Annotated in this window: 19 protein-coding genes and 1 tRNA gene; 6 read left to right on the forward strand and 14 right to left on the reverse strand. The window is 29.1% G+C overall.

Translation table 11 applies throughout. The features are described 5' to 3' along the window. Window positions 1-14: 14 nt before the first annotated feature. Entirely contained in the window at window positions 15-1,823 is a 1,809-nt protein-coding gene (locus tag PHEL85_RS01065) for a DEAD/DEAH box helicase (RefSeq protein WP_036819933.1), read from the reverse strand. A gap of 132 nt (window positions 1,824-1,955) precedes the next feature. Then, complete coding sequence (locus PHEL85_RS01070; protein ID WP_036819935.1) at window positions 1,956-3,347, reverse strand: TlpA family protein disulfide reductase; 1,392 nt, start codon at window positions 3,345-3,347, stop codon at window positions 1,956-1,958. Between the two features lie 189 nt (window positions 3,348-3,536). On the opposite strand from PHEL85_RS01070, the gene PHEL85_RS01075 reads away from it, so the two are divergent. Further along, window positions 3,537-5,156, forward strand: coding sequence for an ABC-F family ATP-binding cassette domain-containing protein (locus tag PHEL85_RS01075; protein ID WP_036819936.1), 1,620 nt, complete (start codon window positions 3,537-3,539; stop codon window positions 5,154-5,156). Between the two features lie 66 nt (window positions 5,157-5,222). Here PHEL85_RS01075 and PHEL85_RS01080 read toward each other — a convergent pair whose 3' ends face one another. Continuing rightward, a complete protein-coding gene (locus tag PHEL85_RS01080; protein WP_036819937.1) occupies window positions 5,223-6,170 on the reverse strand; it encodes a hydrogen peroxide-inducible genes activator in 948 nt (315 codons plus the stop codon). A gap of 106 nt (window positions 6,171-6,276) precedes the next feature. On the opposite strand from PHEL85_RS01080, the gene PHEL85_RS01085 reads away from it, so the two are divergent. After that, window positions 6,277-6,750, forward strand: coding sequence for a Dps family protein (locus PHEL85_RS01085; protein WP_036819938.1), 474 nt, complete (start codon window positions 6,277-6,279; stop codon window positions 6,748-6,750). Between the two features lie 48 nt (window positions 6,751-6,798). On the opposite strand, the gene PHEL85_RS18055 is transcribed toward PHEL85_RS01085, so the two are convergent. The 3 genes from PHEL85_RS18055 to PHEL85_RS01105 form a co-directional block, all read right to left on the reverse strand. Beyond that, window positions 6,799-7,443 (reverse strand): acyloxyacyl hydrolase, encoded by a 645-nt coding sequence (locus PHEL85_RS18055; protein WP_081965054.1) that lies wholly within the window; start codon window positions 7,441-7,443, stop codon window positions 6,799-6,801. 1 nt (window position 7,444) lies between these two features. Beyond that, a complete protein-coding gene (locus tag PHEL85_RS01100) occupies window positions 7,445-8,335 on the reverse strand; it encodes a 3-hydroxybutyryl-CoA dehydrogenase (protein WP_036819940.1) in 891 nt (296 codons plus the stop codon). 179 nt (window positions 8,336-8,514) lie between these two features. Next, on the reverse strand, window positions 8,515-9,474 hold the full coding sequence (locus PHEL85_RS01105) for a Gfo/Idh/MocA family protein (protein ID WP_036819943.1): 960 nt from the start codon (window positions 9,472-9,474) through the stop codon (window positions 8,515-8,517). Between the two features lie 185 nt (window positions 9,475-9,659). Here PHEL85_RS01105 and PHEL85_RS01110 point away from each other — a divergent pair, with 185 nt between their 5' ends. Next, the gene (locus tag PHEL85_RS01110) at window positions 9,660-10,301 is read left to right on the forward strand and encodes a protein-L-isoaspartate(D-aspartate) O-methyltransferase (RefSeq protein WP_036819946.1); all 642 of its coding nucleotides are present in this window, start codon (window positions 9,660-9,662) and stop codon (window positions 10,299-10,301) included. Window positions 10,302-10,347: 46 nt separating this feature from the next. On the opposite strand, the gene PHEL85_RS01115 is transcribed toward PHEL85_RS01110, so the two are convergent. The 3 genes from PHEL85_RS01115 to PHEL85_RS01125 form a co-directional block, all read right to left on the reverse strand. Beyond that, window positions 10,348-10,773 (reverse strand): DUF2147 domain-containing protein, encoded by a 426-nt coding sequence (locus tag PHEL85_RS01115; RefSeq protein ID WP_036819949.1) that lies wholly within the window; start codon window positions 10,771-10,773, stop codon window positions 10,348-10,350. Window positions 10,774-10,884: 111 nt separating this feature from the next. After that, entirely contained in the window at window positions 10,885-11,412 is a 528-nt protein-coding gene (locus PHEL85_RS01120) for a KdsC family phosphatase (RefSeq protein WP_036819951.1), read from the reverse strand. Between the two features lie 65 nt (window positions 11,413-11,477). Continuing rightward, entirely contained in the window at window positions 11,478-12,176 is a 699-nt protein-coding gene (locus PHEL85_RS01125; RefSeq protein WP_036819955.1) for a Rossmann-like and DUF2520 domain-containing protein, read from the reverse strand. A gap of 72 nt (window positions 12,177-12,248) precedes the next feature. Between PHEL85_RS01125 and PHEL85_RS01130 the strand changes: the two genes are divergently transcribed. After that, window positions 12,249-13,406, forward strand: coding sequence for a trans-sulfuration enzyme family protein (locus PHEL85_RS01130; protein ID WP_036819958.1), 1,158 nt, complete (start codon window positions 12,249-12,251; stop codon window positions 13,404-13,406). Between the two features lie 35 nt (window positions 13,407-13,441). Here PHEL85_RS01130 and pckA read toward each other — a convergent pair whose 3' ends face one another. Both pckA and PHEL85_RS01140 read right to left on the reverse strand, forming a co-directional pair. Beyond that, window positions 13,442-15,070: a phosphoenolpyruvate carboxykinase (ATP) gene (pckA, locus tag PHEL85_RS01135; RefSeq protein ID WP_036819961.1), complete on the reverse strand. Its 1,629-nt coding sequence runs from the start codon at window positions 15,068-15,070 to the stop codon at window positions 13,442-13,444. A gap of 535 nt (window positions 15,071-15,605) precedes the next feature. After that, window positions 15,606-17,444: an SLC13 family permease gene (locus PHEL85_RS01140; protein WP_036819964.1), complete on the reverse strand. Its 1,839-nt coding sequence runs from the start codon at window positions 17,442-17,444 to the stop codon at window positions 15,606-15,608. A 345-nt stretch (window positions 17,445-17,789) separates the two neighbouring features. On the opposite strand from PHEL85_RS01140, the gene bshB1 reads away from it, so the two are divergent. Both bshB1 and PHEL85_RS01150 read left to right on the forward strand, forming a co-directional pair. After that, window positions 17,790-18,506 (forward strand): bacillithiol biosynthesis deacetylase BshB1, encoded by a 717-nt coding sequence (bshB1, locus tag PHEL85_RS01145; RefSeq protein WP_036819967.1) that lies wholly within the window; start codon window positions 17,790-17,792, stop codon window positions 18,504-18,506. A gap of 54 nt (window positions 18,507-18,560) precedes the next feature. Further along, window positions 18,561-18,636: transfer RNA gene (locus PHEL85_RS01150), tRNA-His, on the forward strand. 240 nt (window positions 18,637-18,876) lie between these two features. Here the strand turns inward: PHEL85_RS01150 and PHEL85_RS01155 are convergent. The 3 genes from PHEL85_RS01155 to PHEL85_RS01165 all read right to left on the reverse strand — a co-directional run bounded on the left by PHEL85_RS01155 (window position 18,877) and on the right by PHEL85_RS01165 (window position 20,910). Beyond that, the gene (locus PHEL85_RS01155) at window positions 18,877-19,248 is read right to left on the reverse strand and encodes a helix-turn-helix domain-containing protein (RefSeq protein ID WP_036819969.1); all 372 of its coding nucleotides are present in this window, start codon (window positions 19,246-19,248) and stop codon (window positions 18,877-18,879) included. Between the two features lie 64 nt (window positions 19,249-19,312). After that, window positions 19,313-20,062 (reverse strand): LytR/AlgR family response regulator transcription factor, encoded by a 750-nt coding sequence (locus PHEL85_RS01160; RefSeq protein ID WP_036819971.1) that lies wholly within the window; start codon window positions 20,060-20,062, stop codon window positions 19,313-19,315. A 2-nt stretch (window positions 20,063-20,064) separates the two neighbouring features. Continuing rightward, window positions 20,065-20,910 (reverse strand): metallophosphoesterase, encoded by an 846-nt coding sequence (locus PHEL85_RS01165; protein WP_036819973.1) that lies wholly within the window; start codon window positions 20,908-20,910, stop codon window positions 20,065-20,067.

Consider the following 20,910-nt stretch of genomic DNA (forward strand, 5'->3'; position numbering starts at 1 on the left):
TACTTTTATGTTGTTTAACGCTCTCTACGTCTTCTTCCAAAACCACCAGCATTTCTGTCTCCAGAATTTTTAGGTCTATCTGAAGAACGTCTTTCAGATCTTCTTCCTCCACCGTCATTACTTCTAGAAGAGTTTTCAGAACTTCTACGTCTTCCAAATCCGCCATCCTTTTTACCAAAAGGTTTTCTACCACCTCTTCGTCCACCACCAGAACGTTCTTTCTTTGTAATTTCTACGTTTACTGATCGTCCGTCAAAATCTGGTTGGTTGGCAGCAAAAGCTTCTAAGGTTTTGTCTTCGAAATTTTTATCCACTTCAAAGAAAGAGAAAGTATCTAAAATATCGATAGCTCCAATTTCTATTTTGTCTCCAATATTTTGGTCGTTAATTAAACCAATTAATTTACCAGGATTTAAGTTGTCTTTTCTACCAATATTGATAAAGAAACGCGTCATGTTATCATTGGTAGATCTAGCTCTAGAATTGTCTCTAGAAGATAAATCATTTAAATCTTTAGAGTTTTCATAATACTTTAACATCGTATTAAATTCTAAAGAAACAAACTTTTTAATTAATTCTTCTCTATCTAAGTCTTCTAGCTTTTCGTAAATAGTTGGTAAGAATTCGCCAATTTGAGTTTCGTTTACATCAATATTATGAACCTTATCAATTAAGTTTATTAATTGATTTTGTACAATTTCTTTACCAGAAGGCACTTTACCTTCAATAAATTTCTTTTTAATGATTCTTTCTATCTGTCTTAGTTTTCCTTTTTCTTTTCCATTTGCTAAAACAATAGAAATCCCTTTATTACCTGCTCTACCAGTTCTACCACTTCTATGTGTGTAGTTTTCTATTTGATCTGGTAATTTATGATTTAATACGTGTGTTAATTCATTTACATCTAAACCACGAGCAGCAACATCTGTAGCTACTAATATTTTAATTGTTTTCTTACGGAATTTTCCCATTACAGAATCTCTTTGACCTTGAGATAAATCCCCATGTAAAGAATCTGCGCTATAACCGTCTCTAATTAAATTGTCTGCAACTTCTTGTGTTTCTCTACGAGTTCTACAAAAGATAATTGCATAAATATCTGGATTTAAATCTGCAATTCTTTTTAAAGCAGGGTAACGTGTTCTTTCTGTAACTGCATAATACTCATGAGTTACGTTATCTGAACCAGAATTTTTCTCACCAGAAGTAATTTCTACTGGCTTTGTCATATAATTTCTTGCAATTGCTTCTACTTCTCTAGGAAAAGTAGCAGAAAATAACAAGGTTTGTTTTGTTTCTGGAGTTGCTTCTAAAACTTTATCTAATTCGTCTTTGAAACCCATGTTTAACATTTCATCAGCTTCGTCTAAGACTAACCATTGAACGTTTCCTAGTTTTAAAGCTCTTCTGTTTATTAAATCTACGGTTCTACCAGGAGTTCCAACTACAATTTGAGAACCTCTTTTTAAAGATCTAATTTGATCTTCCATACTAGAACCACCATAAACAGTTGTTACTTTAACGTCTTTTAAATATTTGCAAAAATCTTTAATGTTATTACCAATTTGAACGGCAAGTTCTCTTGTAGGTGATAAAATAATTGCTTGTACGTTGCTCTGAGTTGGATCTAAAATTTCTAATATTGGCAAACTAAAAGCAGCAGTTTTACCTGTACCTGTTTGTGCAAAAGCTTTTAAATCGTCTGTAGATGAAATAATTTGCGGTATTGCTTTTTCTTGAATAACGGTAGGTTTTTCGTAACCTAAATCCGTCAATGCTCTACTAATAGGTTCTTTTAAACCTAATTCTAAAAATGTTGACATACTGTGTTTTTTGTGGATTCACAGAACGCCCACCTGCAAACCCGATTATAAATTCGGACTGATTTTTAATGAGTTACACTCAAATAAAAAATCCTGCAAATATACTATTATATTATAAAATACAGTAAATAATTAGTGTTTACTTAAAGTTTTTAATTCTGGGTATAGTTTTTTAGAAGAAATAGAGGCAAAACCATTGGTTACAATTCCTTTTTTATTGATAATTATTGACCTAGGCATTTTACTGGTTAAGAAATTGTTAGCTTCACTTTTTGCCGTGATAAAAAATTGATTTTTAATATCCAATTTATGGATTCTATCATTTTTGTTTCCATCAATTTTAACAGGAATAAACTGTATTTCTGGAAATTTCTGAGATAAATAATTTAATCTAGACGATATATACATCGTAGACACATACTCTGGATTCCAAAAGAATATAAAAGTGTTTTTGTTTTTGATAAGATGTTTTATCGAATGTATACCATTGTTTAAATCATGAATAGCAAAGTCTGTTATTTTCTGATTTTTATGTAATGCTTTACTGTCTAGTAGTAATTGTCTTACCCGATCTTTGTCTTTTGTACTTGTACTTAAATCAAAGTAAGCATTAAAAGCATCTTTATTAGCATCACAACTAGATTTTCTATAAAAATGCCCAATCACAGTTTGTTTTAAAAAAGCATTTTTAGATTCTTTCGATTTTATGTTTTTATCGATTGTTTTTAATAAATCTACTGTAAAATCTGATGAATATTCATCAGTCATAGGTTTGTGGCCTAATGAGTATGTAGTATTGTATAAGAAATTACGCACATATTGAGAAAAGGGTGGGTAATACATAAGAGAATCATTATTAATACTTACAGATTGTCTGTGTGTATAAAATGAGTTTTTAAAATCATGGAAATCAGTCTTTTTACTATATTTTACATGAGCAATAGGATATCTTTCTATCCTTGCAAAAATAGGGTAGGTAAGTGCTATTTTTAAAACATTCTTAAAACCACTTGTTTCTTCAGGGTGATTTGCTATATAATCTGAATACGTTTTTTCTTTTATTAAAAGCAAAGAATCTGCTTTTGCATGAAACTCATCTGGTTCAAAATGATTTAATTTATAAAACATTTTATTGTCTTTTTCTTCTTCTAAAAAACAATCGATTAAAATGTTGTTTCTTTCTGCACCTTTACCTGCAAAAACGATAGATTCATCAAAATCCCACGTATTTAAACGTAACATTAAACTATCTAGAGGTTCTAAATAAATGTATTGGTTTTCATTACCATGTTTAAAATAATACAAGCCTTCGTTAGCATTGTCTAGCTTTCCTAAAAATTTATTGTCTTTTCCAAGAAATAGTGTGTCAATCACTTTTTCCATAGAATACAATATAACATAATTAGATTTTGGATTGATAATTTTACCTCCAAAATAAGTCGCTGTACTTTTAGGGTTAGAATCACAACTAACTAAAGCTGTAATAGCAAACAAAAAAGTTAAATGAAGTAAATATTTAAACATATAAAATTGGGGATCTTTACTTATTGACAAATTTAGGTATTCATCAGAGCTCTTGTTGTTAATTCGTTGTTAAAATCCTTCTTAAAAAAGACTTAAAAATTCAACTATTATTTATTGAAAACCAATTAGAATCGAGTATGAAAAGATAAATCAAATTTGTACTTTTGCACAAAATTAAAAAAATAGAGTATGTTATCAGTTTCTAACTTATCTGTACAATTCGGAAAACGAATTTTGTTTGATGATGTAAACACAAAATTTCAAACAGGAAATTGTTATGGAATAATTGGCGCAAATGGAGCAGGAAAATCCACTTTCTTAAAGATTCTTTCTGGTGTACAAGAACCTACTTCTGGTCAGGTTCACTTAGAGAAAGGAAAAAGGATGTCTGTGTTAACACAAGACCATTATGCTTTTGATGAATACCCAGTTTTAGAAACTGTAGTAATGGGAAACAAAGATTTGTTTAAAATAAAAAAACAAATTGATGATTTGTATGCAGATTACACAGATGAAAATGCAGAAAAGATTGGTGAACTTCAAATAATTTTTGAAGAAATGAATGGTTGGAATGCAGATTCTGATGCAGCAGCAATGTTATCTAACTTAGGTATTTCTGAAGATTTACATTATACATTAATGAAAGATTTAGATGGTAAACAAAAAGTACGTGTGTTAATTGCACAAGCACTTTTTGGAAATCCTGATGTGTTAATTATGGATGAGCCTACCAATGATTTAGATTTTGAAACAATAGCTTGGTTAGAAAACTTTATTGCAAACTTTGACAACTGTGTAATTGTGGTTTCGCATGATAGACACTTTTTAGATGCAGTTTGTACACATATTTCTGATATTGATTATAGTAAAATAAATCATTATTCTGGTAATTATACATTTTGGTATGAGTCTAGTCAGTTAGCAACAAGACAAAGAGCACAACAAAATAAAAAAGCAGAAGAGAAAAAGAAGGAATTAGAAGAATTTATACGTCGTTTTTCTGCAAATATGGCGAAATCAAAGCAAGCCACTTCTCGTAAAAAAATGATTGACAAGTTAAATGTTGAAGAAATTAAACCTTCAAGTAGACGTTATCCTGCCATTATTTATAAAAGTGATAGAGAAGCTGGTGACCAGATTTTAAATGTAGAAGGTTTATCAAAAGAATTTGAAGGAGAAAAACTATTTGATGATGTACATATCAATTTAAATAAAGGAGATAAAATTGCTGTTATTTCTAGAAACTCAAGAGCAGTAACTGCTTTTTATCAAATTATTACTGATAATGAAAAAGCAGATGCAGGTAAATTTGCATGGGGAGTTACCACTACACAATCTTATTTACCTTTAGATAATTCTTCTTTTTTCCAAGATGGAGAATTAAATTTAGTAGATTGGTTAAGACAATATGCACAAACAGAAGAAGAACGCGAAGAAGTTTTCTTAAGAGGATTTTTAGGGAAAATGATTTTTTCTGGTGAAGAAGCTTTAAAGAAAAGTAATGTACTTTCTGGAGGAGAAAAAGTGCGTTGTATGTTATCTAGAATGATGATGAAAAGAGCAAATATTTTAATATTAGATGAACCAACAAATCACTTAGATTTAGAATCGATACAAGCATTAAATAACTCATTGATTAACTTTAAAGGTACTGTTTTGTTTACTACTCATGATCATGAGTTTGCAAATACTGTTGCTAATAGAATTATTGAGTTAACACCAAAAGGTGTCATAGATAGACATGCTACTTTTGATGATTATTTATCAGATCCAAAAATTAAGGAATTACGAGATAAGATGTATTCTTAAAACAAAAAAAAGGAAGCTAAAGAGCTTCCTTTTTTTTGTTAATTTTATTACTGCGAAGGCAGAAATCTAAGTTTTACTTTTTTGTAAAGGACTAATTATTTTTACATCAGAAAAAGAAATAGCACCTCTTACAACACCATCAATTGTTTTTTTTAAAGCTTCAATTAATTGTATTTTTAATTGTGATTTATGATAAATTAGACTTACTTCTCTTGCAGGAGGAGGATTTGTAAATTCTCGTAAATGACTTTTGTCTATATCATTTAAATCTAATGTATGCATATATGGTAACAATGTCATTCCTAAACCTTCTTTAGAAAGTTTAATTAATGTATCAAAACTTCCACTTTGTAATTGAAACCCTTTTTTGTTATCAACTTTATGAGTTCTACATAAATTAATAACACTGTCTTTAAAACAATGCCCATCTTCTAACAATAAAATATCTTCCATTTCTAATTCTTCAGCAGATATTTGTTTGTGGTTAAAAAGCCTGTGGTTTTGCGGAACCAATCCTACAAAAGGTTCATAATACAAAGGTCTTTCTTTAATTGCTTCATTTTCTAGTGGAGTAGCAGCAAGGGCGGCATCAATATGTCCGTCAGATAATTTTCTTACAATTTCTTCTGTTGTTAATTCTTCTATAATCAACTTAACTTTTGGGTATTTTTTTGTAAAGTTTTGTAAAAACATTGGTAATAAAGTAGGCATAATAGTAGGGATAATTCCTAGTTTAAATTCACCACCTATATATCCTTTTTGCTGATGTACAATATCTAAAATTCGATTACTTTCATCAACAATAACTTTTGATTGTTCTACTATTTTTTTACCAACCTCAGTTAATTCAATTGGCTTTTTAGAACGATTAAATATCTTAACATTTAGTTCGTCTTCTAACTTTTGAATTTGCATACTTAAAGTAGGTTGAGTTACAAAGCTATGGTCTGCTGCAACCGTAAAATTTTGATATTCTGCAACCGATAAAACGTATTTTAATTGAGTAATTGTCATCTCGTATAAAAATTTTTGATAAAGATATTAAAACTATCAATTATGATTATAATTTAATGTGTTTATTTTCTCATAAATTTGATGTACCAAATAAAATTATAGAAAAATGAACAAAACAATATTAGGATTAGACAAACAAGAAACTGCTAAGTTAGTTACTGAATTAAACGGATTATTAGCAAATTTTCAAATTTATTACCAAAACCTAAGAGGATTACATTGGAATATAAAAGGAAAGAATTTTTTTCAATTGCATGAAAAGTTTGAAGAATTTTACACAGATTCTCAAATTAAAATAGATGAAATAGCAGAACGTATTTTAACATTACAAGGCAAACCATTGCATACTTTTACAGATTATTTAGAAAATGCAACGGTAGCAATTGGTAAAAATATTTCTAACGATGTTGAAGCTGTTGATTTGGTTGTAAATTCACTTTCAGAATTATTAAAAAATGAACGTTTAATTTTAGATTTATCTGATAAAGCAGATGATGAAGGTACAAACTCTATGATGAGTGATTTTATTGCCGAACAAGAAAAAACTATCTGGATGTTAAACTCATGGTTAGGAAAATAAGAAACAGTTTAAGTGAATAAAAAAAGGAACTCAATTGAGTTCCTTTTTTTATTTTAATAAATAGGATAAACCAATTTCGAATCCTAGAAAAGAATACCCGTTATTTGGTTTTTTTGTGTCAAAATTAGAAACATGTCCGATATTACTACCTAAATACAAAGATGTTTTTTTTGTAGTTTGATAAGAAAATCCTAAAGATCCATTTTCTATAAAGGTAAATCCTTTTGCCAAACGTTCTGTTCTAGTATTTATTGCAGCTAAACCTAAGCCAATTATAATTTCAAAATCTAATTTTTTTACAAGCTCTCTTTTTAAAACAAAACCCAATTCAAAACCATACAAATACATTGTTTTTGGTGTTGTAAATTCAGTTCTTTTGGTTAGATAATCTTCTTCCGAAGGTAAAACGAACTGTATATTTATCAATTGATGTTTAATAGTCTGAATTTGAGGTTGAACAATTAAATCAAATTTCCAATTTTTCCAAGTTCCTAAATCATAAAAAGCTTGTAATTTAAGAGTGTTTGTTGTATAGTTATAATCTACATCATCAAACAAAAAATTGTTTTCATCAGCATAATTATAAAGAAATCCAATTTTTTTGATGTTTAGAATTCCTTTTTTTGTCTCTTGAGCTTTTAAAGCAAAGAATGTAAAGAAAAAGATAGAAAATAAATATTGCCTCTTAATCATTCTACTTACTAAAGATTTTAGCTACTTTTTCTGCTTTTCTACTCTCAGAATAATCATAAAAACCTTCGCCAGATTTTACACCCAATTTTCCTGCCATTACCATGTTTACTAACAACGGGCAAGGAGCATATTTGGGATTTTTAAAACCATCATACAAAACATTTAAAATTGATAAACAAACATCTAAACCAATAAAATCAGCTAGTTGCAAAGGTCCCATTGGATGCGCCATTCCTAATTTCATAACCGTATCAATTTCTTCAACACCTGCAACATTGTTATACAACGTTTCAATAGATTCGTTAATCATTGGCATTAGAATTCTGTTGGCAACAAAACCAGGATAATCATTAACTTCAACCGGAATTTTATTCACTTTTTTTGAAAGCCCAACAATGGTTTCCATCACTTCATTAGAAGTATTGTAACCTCTAATAATTTCTACCAATTTCATAATAGGCACAGGATTCATAAAATGCATTCCAATAACTTTTTCGGGTCTGTTTGTTGCCGCCGCAATTTGAGTAATAGAAATAGATGAAGTGTTGGTTGCTAAAATAGTGTGGTTAGCACAAACTTCATCCAATTCTTTAAAAATTTTAGTTTTTAAAACAGTATTTTCTGTAGCAGCTTCCACAACTAAATCAACATTTTTAACACCTTCTTTAATAGATGTAAAAGTGCAAATATTTTGTAAAGTGTAAGTTTTTTCAGTTTCAGAAATTTTTTCTTTAGACACCATTCTGTCTAAATTTCTAGCAATAGTAGCCATTCCTTTTTCTAAAGAAGCTTCAGAAATATCTATTAAACTAACCTTATAATTAAATTGTGCAAATGTATGAGCAATACCATTTCCCATGGTTCCAGCTCCAATAACTGCTATGTTTTTCATTAAATAATTTATTTTATTAGGGCGTTTTAACAGGCTTTCGCTACTCGCTTTTTTGTAAAAACAAAAAGAGCTCAAACAAATCGCTCAATCCTTAACGCACTTATTTATCAACTTTTTACAAAGAAATAACAACTGTTTTTCTTTGCAACTTTGTAACTCTATAACTTTGCGACTTTAATTTAAAAACAATCAATAATCATTTGAGCAACTCTTAATGCTTCTGTAGCTTGGTTTAATGTAACCACAGGAGTTGTATTGTTGTTAATAGCGTCTGCAAAAGTTTCTAATTCATCTAAAATAGCATTGTTATTTTCTACTTCAGGGTTTTCAAAATAAATTTGTTTTTTAACACCTTCTGCATTTTGTAAAATCATCGCAAACTCATCAGGGTTTTCAGGTACATCTTTCATTCTTACTACTTCAGATTCTTTACTTAAAAAATCAACAGAAATATAAGCATCCTTTTGAAAAAACCTTGTTTTACGCATGTTCTTCATTGAAATTCTGCTTGCTGTTAAATTAGCAACACAACCGTTTTCAAATTCAATTCTTGCGTTTGCAATATCAGGAGTGTCAGAAATAACAGCAACTCCACTAGCGTGCACATTTTTAACTTCAGACTTTACAACAGAAAGAATAATATCAATATCATGAATCATTAAATCCAACACTACAGGCACATCTGTACCTCTTGGATTAAATTCTGCCAAACGATGACATTCTATAAACATTGTACTGTCAATCATATCTTTAACAGCAGTAAATGCAGGGTTAAAACGTTCTACATGACCAACTTGTCCTTTTACATTATGTTTCTTAGCAAGTGCTTTTATTTGTTCTGCTTCTAAAACTGTTTTTGTAATTGGTTTTTCAATAAAAATATGTCTTCCTTTTTCAATAGCCTTTTCAGCACAATCAAAATGCGATAAAGTAGGAGTAACAATATCAACTACTTCAACTGCATCTATTAAAGCTTCTATCGTTTCAAATGAAGTATAACCAAACTCTTTGGCAACATTTTTTGCATTTTCTTTAGAAGGATCATAAAAACCTACTAACTCATATTTATTAGATTGTTGTAATAAACGTAAATGAATTTTTCCTAAGTGACCAGCACCTAATACTCCAACTTTAAGCATATAAAATATTTTAAGTCTCTGAGAATAAAGTGAAACAATCTTTTTTTGAGATAAGATTACTTTTTCGAAAAGACATTGATTTTTGAATTTCCTGATTTTTAAAAATCAGCCAAAAACAAAGATACAATTTTATGCTTATTTATATAGATTAATTACTATTTTTAGACTCCAGAAATTTGTTAAATTTGAGAGATACTTCTAAACACCAAGGACTTAGAAACCAACTTGCTAACGTATTAAATGCAAAAGGTATTATTGATAAAAATGTATTGAATGCAGTACGTAAAATTCCACGTCATTTATTTATAGACAGTAGTTTTGAGTCACACGCTTACCAAGACAAAGCTTTTCCTATAGCTGCAGAGCAAACCATTTCCATGCCTTATACTGTTGCATTTCAATCGCAAACTTTAGAGGTGAAACCTGGTGAAAAGGTATTAGAAATTGGTACAGGTTCTGGTTATCAAACAGCTGTTTTACTAGAGTTAAAGGCAGAAGTGTATTCAATAGAAAGACAACGAGAGTTGTTTAAAAAGACATCTTTATTTCTTCCAAAATTAGGATATAATCCTAAGAAATTTATTTTTGGTGATGGTTATAAGGGTTTGCCAGAACAAGCACCTTTTGATAAAATAATTGTGACTGCAGGTGCTCCTTTTGTGCCAAAACCATTATTAAGTCAATTAAAAGTAGGGGGTAGGTTGTTAATTCCTGTTGGAGATAAAACACAAATAATGACACTTTTTATTAGAAAATCTGCTAAAGAATTCGAAAAGCACGAATTAGGAGATTTTGCTTTTGTGCCAATGTTAGAGGAGAGAAATTAATAGTTATGATTTTTTAGTTCTAAGTGCTTAGTTTTTTAAATAAACACTAATTAGCTCTTTTCCAATAAGCTGTTTTACCAAATAAAGCAAGACCAATATAACCACGTATTTTTAATTTATCTTTTTTTACCAATTCGATATAACATTTATAAACTTTACCATTTCTTGGGTCTAAAATATTACCACCAGACCATTCTTCTCCATCTTTTTCTAAACCAGTTAGAATATTTAAACCTAAAATAGGTTTGTTTTTGTTTTCATCCTCACATAAATCACAAACTGCATTTTTTCTTTCAGGATTTTTAATGTCAATTATTTTAGCGAAGGCTTTTCCTTGTTTTTTATATACTTCAATTACTGAGTCTACTTCACCAGTTTCTTCATTGGTAGAGTTCCATTTACCAAAAATACTTTGCGAATTTACAGAAATGGTAATAATTAAAAGAACTAAAGTTAAAAGTGATTTTTTCATAAATATAATTTTAAGATTTTCTTCCAAAATTTTGGAAACTAAAAGTGTTTTTTAAAATAATAGAATTTATTAAGATTTGTAAATATTAAAAAAAAATAATTAATTTTTTTTCTAATCGTACTTAGCATTAAAATTATTTTCCCATTTTCCTTGTACTCTTAGAATTTGTTCAATAACATCTCTAGCACAACCTTCACCACCTTTTTTGTCTGAAATATATTTTGATATACCTTGAATTTCTCTAACAGCATCGTTAGGGCAACAAGGTAATCCTACTAATTTCATTACAGGGTAATCTGGTACATCATCACCCATATACAATACGTTTTCTGGCTTTAAGTTGTATTTTTTTACCAATTCATTGTATTGTTTAATTTTATCATGAGCACCTAAATAAATATCTTTAATTCCTAAATTTGCTAAACGAGTTCTTACACCTTCATTTTTTCCTCCAGAAATAATACAAATATTAAAACCTTTATCCACTGCTGTTTTTAAAGCATAACCATCTTTAATACTCATGTGTCTTACCAATTCTCCATCTGGCATTATAGTTACCATTCCGTTTGTGAGAACGCCATCTACATCAAAAATTAAAGTGTTTATTTGGGGTAATAATTGTTTGTAACTAATTTCCATATTTTATGTTTAAAAAAAACCTTTCGATTTTACTCAAGGAGACAAACTATTTTAATTAAAATAATTTATTTTATAGATTTTTTAATTGATTTTGTTAAGATTTTATAAATTTTCTGTTGCTCTTTATTCAACAAATCTAAATGATTTTTTATTGTTTTTTTGTCATTTCTAATTGCAGGACCTGTTTGTGCTTTTTCTGGTGATAATGTTCTGATTTTTAAAGCAGTTTCTTTAATTAAAGGTTGTAAAACTTCAAAAGGAACATTGTATTCTTTGCAAATATCATTCCCAATTTTATACAGATGATTTGTGAAATTATTTACAAAAACAGCAGCAACATGTAATGCTTTTCGTTGTTTAGAATTTACATTGTATATTTTTTTACCGATTGATTTTGCTAATTCTTCAAGTAATTTATAGTCTTTATCATTTTCTGTTTCTATACAAAAAGGAACTTCATTAAAATCTACTTTTTTCTCTTTAGAAAAAGTTTGAAGCATGTAAAAAACACCTTTTTTTGTGGTATTTTTTAATTCATTTATAGAACATGCTCCAGAAGTATGCACCACAAAGGTATTTTTAATTTTTGATGAAACTTCTGCAATTGCATCATCAGAAACGGCTATAATCGTAATATCTGCTTTTGGAATATGTTCTAGTTTTCTGGAACTAATTTGTGTAAACACAATGTTGTCAACACTTAAAAAAGCATTGTGTAAATGTGTGGCAACATTTCCTTTTCCAACAAGTAAAATTGATATCATGAAACGAAGATATTGAAATTTTAGGTGATATTATTTAAGAATTGTTAATTTAGCAGGAATAAATTTTTTTTAATGAAAGAATCAAAAAAGTTAGGAATAAACACAACTTGTGTTCATGTTGGTGAGGTTAAAGATGAGCAGTTTAAAGGAGCCGTTTCTCCAATTTACCCTTCAACTTCTTATGCTTTTGATGGGGTTGATGTGAAGCGTTATCCACGTTATTTTAACACGCCAAATCAAGAAATGTTACACAAAAAAATTGCAGCATTAGAAAAAACGGAAGATGCTTTAATTTTTGGGTCTGGAATGGCAGCTATTTCTGCTGCATTATTTGGTTTTTTACAAAAAGGAGATCATGTTGTGGTGCAACAGGTAATTTATGGAGGAACCTATAATTTTATTGTATCAGAATTTGATAAATTCGGAATAGAATATTCTTTTACTGAATCAGATAAAGTTGAAGATTTTAATGCTTTAATCAAAAAAAATACTAAAGTATTATATATAGAAACGCCTTCTAATCCCTTATTAGGAATTACCGATATGAAAGCAATTTCATCTTTGGCAAAAGAACATGCTATTCTAACAATGATCGATAATACCTTTGCATCACCCATAAATCAAAACCCAATAGATTTTGGTATTGACATTATGTTACATTCTGCAACTAAATATATGGGAGGTCATTCAGATATTTCTGCGGGAGCAATTGCTGCATCTAAAGAACATATTGAACAAATCTGGAAAACGGCTATCAATTTTGGTGGTAATTTAAGTAATCAGACAGTTTGGTTGTTAGAAAGAAGTTTAAAAACATTAAACCTTCGTGTAAAAGAGCAAACCAAAAATGCTCAATTTATGGCAGAATATTTAGAGAACAATTCAAATATTGATGCTGTTTATTATCCAGGTTTAAAAAGCCATCCTCAATATGAATTGGCTAAAAAACAAATGAAAGGTTTTGGAGCAATGTTGTCTTTTGAATTATCAGAAGGAATTGATGCGATGAAGTTTCAGAATAATTTAGAATTGATAAAACCTTCAATGAGTTTAGCAGGTTTAGAAAGCACTACTGTAAGCCCTACCCAAACTACACACGCTTTATTAAGTGAAGAAGAGCGTTTATCAAGAGGAATTAAAGATGGATTAATTCGTTTTTCTGTTGGTATTGAAGAAACGAAAGACTTAATTGAAGATATAGAACAAGCTATAAAAAAAGCAAAGAGTTAAACTCTTTGCTTTTATAGTATAAAATTATTAAGATTTTACATGTGATCTAATTGATGATGCTCGTCAATTAAAGGACCACCTTCAATAATATGTTCTGAAGCTTCATTTGCAAATTTTTCAAAATTTAAATGAAAAAAATGAGCTAAATGTATGGCTTTACCAATATAAGCACCTTTTTTAAGCCAAGTATTCATTGGATCTAACATTTCTGTTGGTACATTAGGACAGTATTTTGGCATAAATAAACCAAAAATTGGATGTTGTTCAAATTCAATAGTATCTAAACTGCCTTTTAGTATTTCAGTAATCATGGCTCTCGTATATTTTAACTTTATTCTAGATCCTACACCAAAAGGTCCACCTGTCCAACCTGTATTAATTAGCCAAACGTTTACACCTGCTTCTGTCATTTTTTTACTTAACATTTCTGCATATTTTGTTGGATGAAGTGGCATAAAAGGCTCACCAAAACAAGCAGAAAAAGAAGGGACAGGTTCTGTAATACCAGCTTCTGTACCTGCTACTTTTGCTGTGTAACCAGATATAAAATGATAAGCAGCTTGCCCTGAAGTTAATTTAGAAACTGGAGGTAAAACACCAAAAGCATCACAAGTTAAAAAGAAAATATTTTTAGGATTGTTAGCATAGGAAGGTTTTGCAATGTTATTTATGTGATAAATAGGATAACTTACACGTGTGTTTTGTGTAATTGATCCATTCATATAATCGATTTCATCATCTTCTTTAAAAACGACATTTTCAAGTAAAGCTCCTGGTTTAATTGCATTAAAAATATCTGGTTCTTTTTCTTCTGATAAATCGATTACTTTAGCATAACATCCACCTTCAAAATTAAAAATATTGTTATCTGATGTCCAACCATGTTCATCATCTCCAATTAATTTTCTAGCAGGATCTGCAGATAATGTGGTTTTTCCTGTACCTGATAATCCAAAGAAAATAGCAGTATCTCCATTTTCACCAACATTTGCAGAACAATGCATTGGTAAAACATTTTTTTCAATTGGTAGAATTAAATTTAGTGCAGAAAAAACTCCTTTTTTTATTTCACCTGTATAACCAGAGCCACCAACTAAAACTGTTTTTTTTGTAAAGTTGATAATTGAAAAGTTTCCTTGACGAATTCCATAAGTTTTAGGTTCTTCACAAATGTATCCTGGAGCACATAATACTAGCCAATCTTCATCAAAAAGATACTGTTCTTTTTCAGTTGGTCTTAAAAACATATTATAAACAAATAAGTTAGACCAAGGAAGTTCAGTAATCGTTCTAATATCTGTTTTGTAATTTGGGTCCGCACATACATAACCATCTCTTATGTAAAGTTCTCTGTTCGATAAATATTCTACAATATTGTTTTGTAGTTTATCAAAATTTTCTGCAGAAACAGGTTTGTTGGTTTTTCCCCACCAAACTTTATCTTTGGTGTAGTTGTCTTTTACAATAAATCTGTCTTGTGGAGACCTTCCAGTAAATTTACCTGTATTAATGGCTAAAGTTCCGTTTTTGGTTTCTTTACCCATTCCTTTTTCTATGGTAATTTTTTGTAACTCTTCTGGTGATAGATTCCAATGTGGAGTTACGTTTTTAATACCATAAATTCCTAAATCTGATTTTTTAGGAATAATTACACACTCTGTCATAATAGTATTATTTAAAATTATTTATTTAAAATGGCCAACTTATTGGCGCTAATAATAACGTTGTAAATGCAAATAATATTAAAAGAGAGCATCCTACTTTTAAGTAAATTATCTTAATTATTAAATACTTATTACTTTATTAATAATTTTTCTACAATAGAATAGCCTGCTTTTTATTTAAGTAAAATTAAAGACATTTTAAATTACTTAAAATGATCTAAATCATTCGCTTTTATTAATTTTTTTATTATCTTATAGCCTTAGTTTATTGACCTTTTTTCAAAATCTATTTCTGCTATAAAAAGCAATTCTATCTTAAATTTAATATGTTGAGTTTAATGAATTGTAAATTAAAATTAGGTAAAGATATTTATGATATATTAATTGATAGCTAAAAAAAAATAAAGACTTTAATTTGTAGAGAAGCAATAAAAAAAAGCAAAGAGTTCAACTCTTTGCTTTTAGCGTTTTTAAAAAAAAATGAACTGATACTTTATTCTAGTAATTAAAATCAAGCTTCAGAAATAATCTCACCTTAAAAAGGCCAGATTATAGGTACTAATAAAAGTGTTGTTATTACAAATAATATTAAAAGAGGGAATCCTACTTTTAAATAATCCATAAATTTATAATCTCCAGAGCTCATAACCATTGCGTTGGTTGTGGTTCCAATAGGAGTTAAAAATGCAGTTGAAGCACTAATAGCAACTGTAATTAATAAAGGTTCTGGAGACACATTTAAAGTTGCAGCTGCCATAATTACAATTGGCGTCATTAATACTGCTGTTGCAGAATTATTTATAAATTGACTAAATGTTGTGGTTAATAAGAAAACACCTCCTAATAATAATGTAGGGTTTTCTTTTCCTAAGAAACTAATTAATGAATTTGAAATCATTTCTGCTGCACCTGTTTTTTGAATGGCAACTCCCATAGGAATCATGGCTGCAATCATTACAACACTTATCCAACTAATACTTTTATAAGCTTTAGAAAATGGTACACAACCTGTAAATAATACAATACCTGCAGAAATTAATGCGGCAATTGCACCTGGAACTAATTTAGCAACTAAAAGTACAATCATTAAAACTAATGCTCCTAATGCAATGTAAGATTTAGGTGTTAATTCATCAACGTCTTTTAACATTTCTTCTGGGCTACCAACTACAACTATATTTTTATGTTGATTTTTTAATTCTTCAATGTTTTCCCAAGGACCTCTAATGATAAAACTATCTCCTGCATGAACTCTCATTTTATCTTCAACATAAGGTTTTTTATGTCTAGAAGTTGCTAGTAACTGAATTTCATATCTTTTAAAGTATTCATGTAGTTTAATTTCTCTACCTACTAAACGAGATTTAGGAGTTACAATAACTTCAGACATACCAACCTCTTGGTTAATTAAGTTGTTTCTTAATTCGCTTTTTGCAGATTCTTTTACTAATAAACCAAGTCTGAATTTAATCATTAGTCTATTAATATCTTCTGTAGTTCCTTTTACTGTAATGATATCGTGATACCTTAATTCAGTTTCCTTTTCTGGGAACTCAATAAAAGGTTGTGTTCCTTTTAATCTATTAGGATGTCTTCTCTTTAAACGGATTACATTTATTCTATATTCATTTTCTAAATCCCAATCACTTAGCTTTGTATTGATTAAAGGAGATATAGAACGAATTCTTAGTCTGTAATAATCATTGTCAATTTGATAGGCTTCAATCCATTCGTGTAAAGTAGTATCTATATTTATCGGCTTGTTATTAGTTTTGTTACTTGGTAATAATTTAAAACCAATGTATCTAAAATAAATAATAGCAATAATTAGCAGAGGTAAACCTATCAATCCAAATTCAAAGAAAGAAAATCCTTCAAAACCAGCATCAATTAAAGCATTATTAGCAATGATGTTTGGTGGTGTACCGGTTAAAGTTAATAAACCACCTGTATTAGAACCAAAAGCAACAGGAATTAATATTTTTGAAGGCATTGTACCAATACTCCAAGCAGAAGAAATCGTTGCAGGTAATAAAGTAGCAACAGTACCAGTATTACTTACAAATCCTGATAATACTCCAGAACCAAGTGTAATAATTACTAATAATTTAGGAATACTTTTACCAGCCAATTCTATTAATTTCTTACCAGCTAACGCGGTCCATCCTGTTTGAGAAAGACCTTCGCCAATTATAAAAAGTGAAGCAATCATAACAACTGTAGGGTTGCTAAAACCACTAAGTGTTTCTGTTAAATTTAAAATTCCACATAAAAATAAACTCAACATGGAGACGAGTGCAATTACATCTGGGGAGTATTTACCCCAAACAAATAATGCGATGGTTATTGTTAAAATTACAAGCATTAAAATCATAATCTTTCTATTTTGGTATGGTTGGTTTAATATATGTGAACAAAATTAGAGCCAAAACTAATTCATTTTTATGACATATATCATGGACACAGTTTTGTTTTAATTTTTGTGATTTTCTTAAAAATTACAACAGTTTTTTTTGAAAAGAACACACGAAATCGAAATAGAAATACCTGCTTACTAATTAATCTTTCTAAAAAGGTTATTTTTGATTTTAAGAACTAATATACTTTTTTGTTGATATGTCTTTTTTTTAAGTAAAATCAACAGATTTGTAAGTTTAACAATCAATTATTGACATTGTTTTAAGTTGAAGACAAGAAAATTTTAACACATATAAGGTATATGAAATTAGATATTTTAGCATTTGGAGCACATCCAGATGATGTAGAATTGGGTTGTGGAGCAACCATTGCTAAAGAAGTTTCTTTAGGGAAAAAGGTTGGTATTGTAGATTTAACTCGAGGAGAGTTAGGAACTCGTGGTTCTGCAGATTTAAGAGATAAAGAGGCTGCAAATGCTGCAGAAATTTTAGGTGTTTCTGTACGTGAAAATTTACGATTTGCTGATGGGTTTTTTATAAATGATAAAAAGCATCAATTAGAGATTATAAAAATGATTAGAAAGTACAAACCAGAAATTGTACTTTGTAATGCTATAGATGATAGACATATAGATCACCCAAAAGGGAGTAATTTAGTTTCTGATGCCTGCTTTTTAAGTGGATTATTAAAAATTGAAACAATAATAGAAGGGAAGCGACAAGAAAAATGGAGACCAAAACAAGTATATCATTACATACAGTGGAAAAATATTGAACCTGATTTTGTGTTAAATGTTTCTGGTTTTATGGATTTAAAAATGAAATCTGTATTGGCGTACTCTTCTCAGTTTTATGATCCTAAAAGTAATCAGCCAGAAACTCCAATAACTAGTAAGAATTTTACAGATAGTGTGAACTATAGAGCAAAAGATTTAGGAAGGTTGATTGGGGTAGAGTATGCAGAAGGCTTTACTACAGAACGTTACGTTGCTGTTGAAAATTTAGGTAAATTAATTTAATATTTTCTTTCATCAGAAAAGAAAAAATATTTATATTTGCACCCGCAATTATATGGTGGTTGTAGCTCAGTTGGTTAGAGTATCGGTTTGTGGTACCGAGTGTCGCGGGTTCGAGTCCCGTCTTCCACCCAAAAATAGAATCCTTCTCATCTGAGAAGGATTTTTTTGTGGTCCTCATACTTTTTAATAAAATAACCAAAGGTTTCAATGATAGTTTAATTTTGGGTAAAAAAAAACACCTTTCTCAATTGAGAAGGTCTTTTTTGAAGCTTATTCAAACATTGAAGGTCTTTTCAACGATTAATAGTATCTGTTTTAGGGGACAATACTATTTTTAGAGTTGTTATTTTATATTCTTTGCGGGGAATATTTAATTAGACTGATTAACAGACTCCTCAATGTTTGATATTCTTTGAATAATACCGTTAGATAATTCTTCAAATTGCTTCCTAACTATGTTTTTTATCTGAAATTCTATAGGGGATCGAGCTTCATTTAATAGGGGTACATAGTTATTGTTATATTTTCCTTTACCAGTTAACAACCACATTGGTTCTATTTCTGATATATTATCGATGATAGCAAACAAGATCGTTTCGTTGGGTTTTTTAGAATAGTTGATTACAGCACTAATTAATTGCTGTGAAACTCCAATAAGTTCTGAAAACTGTCTTTGATTCAATCCGCTATCTTTAAAAACCTTAATTATTCTATCTGATCGTTGTCTATCTTTCTCTTTCATTATAATTAGGTCTTCAAATGTAGTAAAAATTCACCACAAATGATGATTAATTTAATAATTTTTTTTAGAAACTGTTTAAGAATTCAATTACATCTCCTTTTTTTCTTACTGAAACCGGTATGTTGCTTGCATCTTTTAAAATAATATAACCACCATCAGATTTTATAAATTCTTTAATTTGTGACTTATTTATTAAATGACTTTGATGCACTCTTAAGAAACCATGAGTATTTAGCATGTCTGAATAATACTTTAAAGTTTTAGAAACTAAAATCTTTGATTTGTCTTTAAAATAGAAAGTAGTATAGTTGTTATCTGATTTACAACGGATAATATCTTCTATATTTACTATAATTATTTTATCTTGTGTATGTAATGAAATCTTTTTAATGTTGTCTTTTGGGTTTGTAACTGCTTGTTTTAGAATGTTTAATTGCTCTTTTTGAGGTTCTATTTGCTGTTTTGCTTTTTTAATAGAACTCTCTAAATCTTCATTTGAATAAGGTTTTAGAATATAATCTATTGCAGCAAACTTAAAAGCTCTAATAGCAAATTCATCACTTGCTGTAACAAAAATAATTTTTGAAGTTAGGTTTGGGAATATTTCTAGCAAGTCAAAACCTGTTCCATCTCCAAGCATAATATCTAAAAATAGAATATCAGGTTGTTTTTTTTGAAGCAATTTAGCCGCTTCAACAACACTTTTAGCAGTACCTATTATTTCTATTTCTTTATGATGTGTAGTAATATCATTTACTAACATGTCTAAAGCTAAAGAATTATCTTCTACCACAAATGATGTTAATTTTACCATAATTATAGTTTTTCTTCTAATTCAAAAATTGTTATTTCTGGTCTTACATTAAACCTTACCTGATATAAATTTCCTAGAGCTCTATTTATATAAAGTGTTCTTCCATCATATAAATCAAATTCTCCTGAAGAATATCTTGTGTTTTTAACTGGTAGAATAGGTGGGTTTAAAAAAGGCGGTTTTACTTGTCCTCCATGTGTATGTCCAGATAAAATCCAACCTTTATAATTATTCCACACATTTAAATCACAAACATCAGGATTATGACAAAGAACAATGTTTGCCTTTTGTGTATCGTATTTATTCATAATTTTTACTGGGTTAAAATTTGATCCCCAGTAATCATCAACACCTAAGATATTTAATCCACTAAAACTAATCTCTTCATTTCTTAGAATTGTAACATTTACTTTATCTAAAATACTAGAAATTTTATCAGCCACATCAGGTTCTAACCAATCAATACCATAATCATGATTTCCTAAAACTCCTGCAGTTCCTAATTTTCCATTAACCGCATATTTAAATACTTTTTCTAATTGATTAAATTGTTCAGGTGTTTCATAAGAAACAAAATCTCCAGTATAAACAACAAAATCTGGATTATAAAGTTGTGCTTTCTTAAATGAATCTATAATGTATTCATAGTCAAATTTATTACCTACATGAACATCACTAATTTGCATTAATGTTTTTCCTATTAAGTTTTTTGGTAAATTTTTAATAGGCATTTTTACTTTTACAAATTCTAACCAGAAAGGTTCTATTTGCCAAGTATAAATACTTCCTAAAAGACCAGCTCCTAAAGATGTTATGAGCGTATTTTTTATAAATTTTCGTCTTTTCAT

Source organism: Polaribacter sp. Hel1_85 (assembly GCF_000766795.1).
GTDB lineage: Bacteria > Bacteroidota > Bacteroidia > Flavobacteriales > Flavobacteriaceae > Polaribacter.

What these genes read in the sequence shown, in the direction of transcription:
- PHEL85_RS01065 (WP_036819933.1), bottom strand. Translation starts at nt 1,823, where the DNA reads ATGTCAACATTTTTAGAATTAGGTTTAAAAGAACCTATTAGTAGAGCA.
- PHEL85_RS01070 (WP_036819935.1), bottom strand. Translation starts at nt 3,347, where the DNA reads ATGTTTAAATATTTACTTCATTTAACTTTTTTGTTTGCTATTACAGCT.
- PHEL85_RS01075 (WP_036819936.1), top strand. Translation starts at nt 3,537, where the DNA reads ATGTTATCAGTTTCTAACTTATCTGTACAATTCGGAAAACGAATTTTG.
- PHEL85_RS01080 (WP_036819937.1), bottom strand. Translation starts at nt 6,170, where the DNA reads ATGACAATTACTCAATTAAAATACGTTTTATCGGTTGCAGAATATCAA.
- PHEL85_RS01085 (WP_036819938.1), top strand. Translation starts at nt 6,277, where the DNA reads ATGAACAAAACAATATTAGGATTAGACAAACAAGAAACTGCTAAGTTA.
- PHEL85_RS18055 (WP_081965054.1), bottom strand. Translation starts at nt 7,443, where the DNA reads ATGATTAAGAGGCAATATTTATTTTCTATCTTTTTCTTTACATTCTTT.
- PHEL85_RS01100 (WP_036819940.1), bottom strand. Translation starts at nt 8,335, where the DNA reads ATGAAAAACATAGCAGTTATTGGAGCTGGAACCATGGGAAATGGTATT.
- PHEL85_RS01105 (WP_036819943.1), bottom strand. Translation starts at nt 9,474, where the DNA reads ATGCTTAAAGTTGGAGTATTAGGTGCTGGTCACTTAGGAAAAATTCAT.
- PHEL85_RS01115 (WP_036819949.1), bottom strand. Translation starts at nt 10,773, where the DNA reads ATGAAAAAATCACTTTTAACTTTAGTTCTTTTAATTATTACCATTTCT.
- PHEL85_RS01120 (WP_036819951.1), bottom strand. Translation starts at nt 11,412, where the DNA reads ATGGAAATTAGTTACAAACAATTATTACCCCAAATAAACACTTTAATT.
- PHEL85_RS01125 (WP_036819955.1), bottom strand. Translation starts at nt 12,176, where the DNA reads ATGATATCAATTTTACTTGTTGGAAAAGGAAATGTTGCCACACATTTA.
- PHEL85_RS01130 (WP_036819958.1), top strand. Translation starts at nt 12,249, where the DNA reads ATGAAAGAATCAAAAAAGTTAGGAATAAACACAACTTGTGTTCATGTT.
- pckA (WP_036819961.1), bottom strand. Translation starts at nt 15,070, where the DNA reads ATGACAGAGTGTGTAATTATTCCTAAAAAATCAGATTTAGGAATTTAT.
- PHEL85_RS01140 (WP_036819964.1), bottom strand. Translation starts at nt 17,444, where the DNA reads ATGATTTTAATGCTTGTAATTTTAACAATAACCATCGCATTATTTGTT.
- bshB1 (WP_036819967.1), top strand. Translation starts at nt 17,790, where the DNA reads ATGAAATTAGATATTTTAGCATTTGGAGCACATCCAGATGATGTAGAA.
- PHEL85_RS01155 (WP_036819969.1), bottom strand. Translation starts at nt 19,248, where the DNA reads ATGAAAGAGAAAGATAGACAACGATCAGATAGAATAATTAAGGTTTTT.
- PHEL85_RS01160 (WP_036819971.1), bottom strand. Translation starts at nt 20,062, where the DNA reads ATGGTAAAATTAACATCATTTGTGGTAGAAGATAATTCTTTAGCTTTA.
- PHEL85_RS01165 (WP_036819973.1), bottom strand. Translation starts at nt 20,910, where the DNA reads ATGAAAAGACGAAAATTTATAAAAAATACGCTCATAACATCTTTAGGA.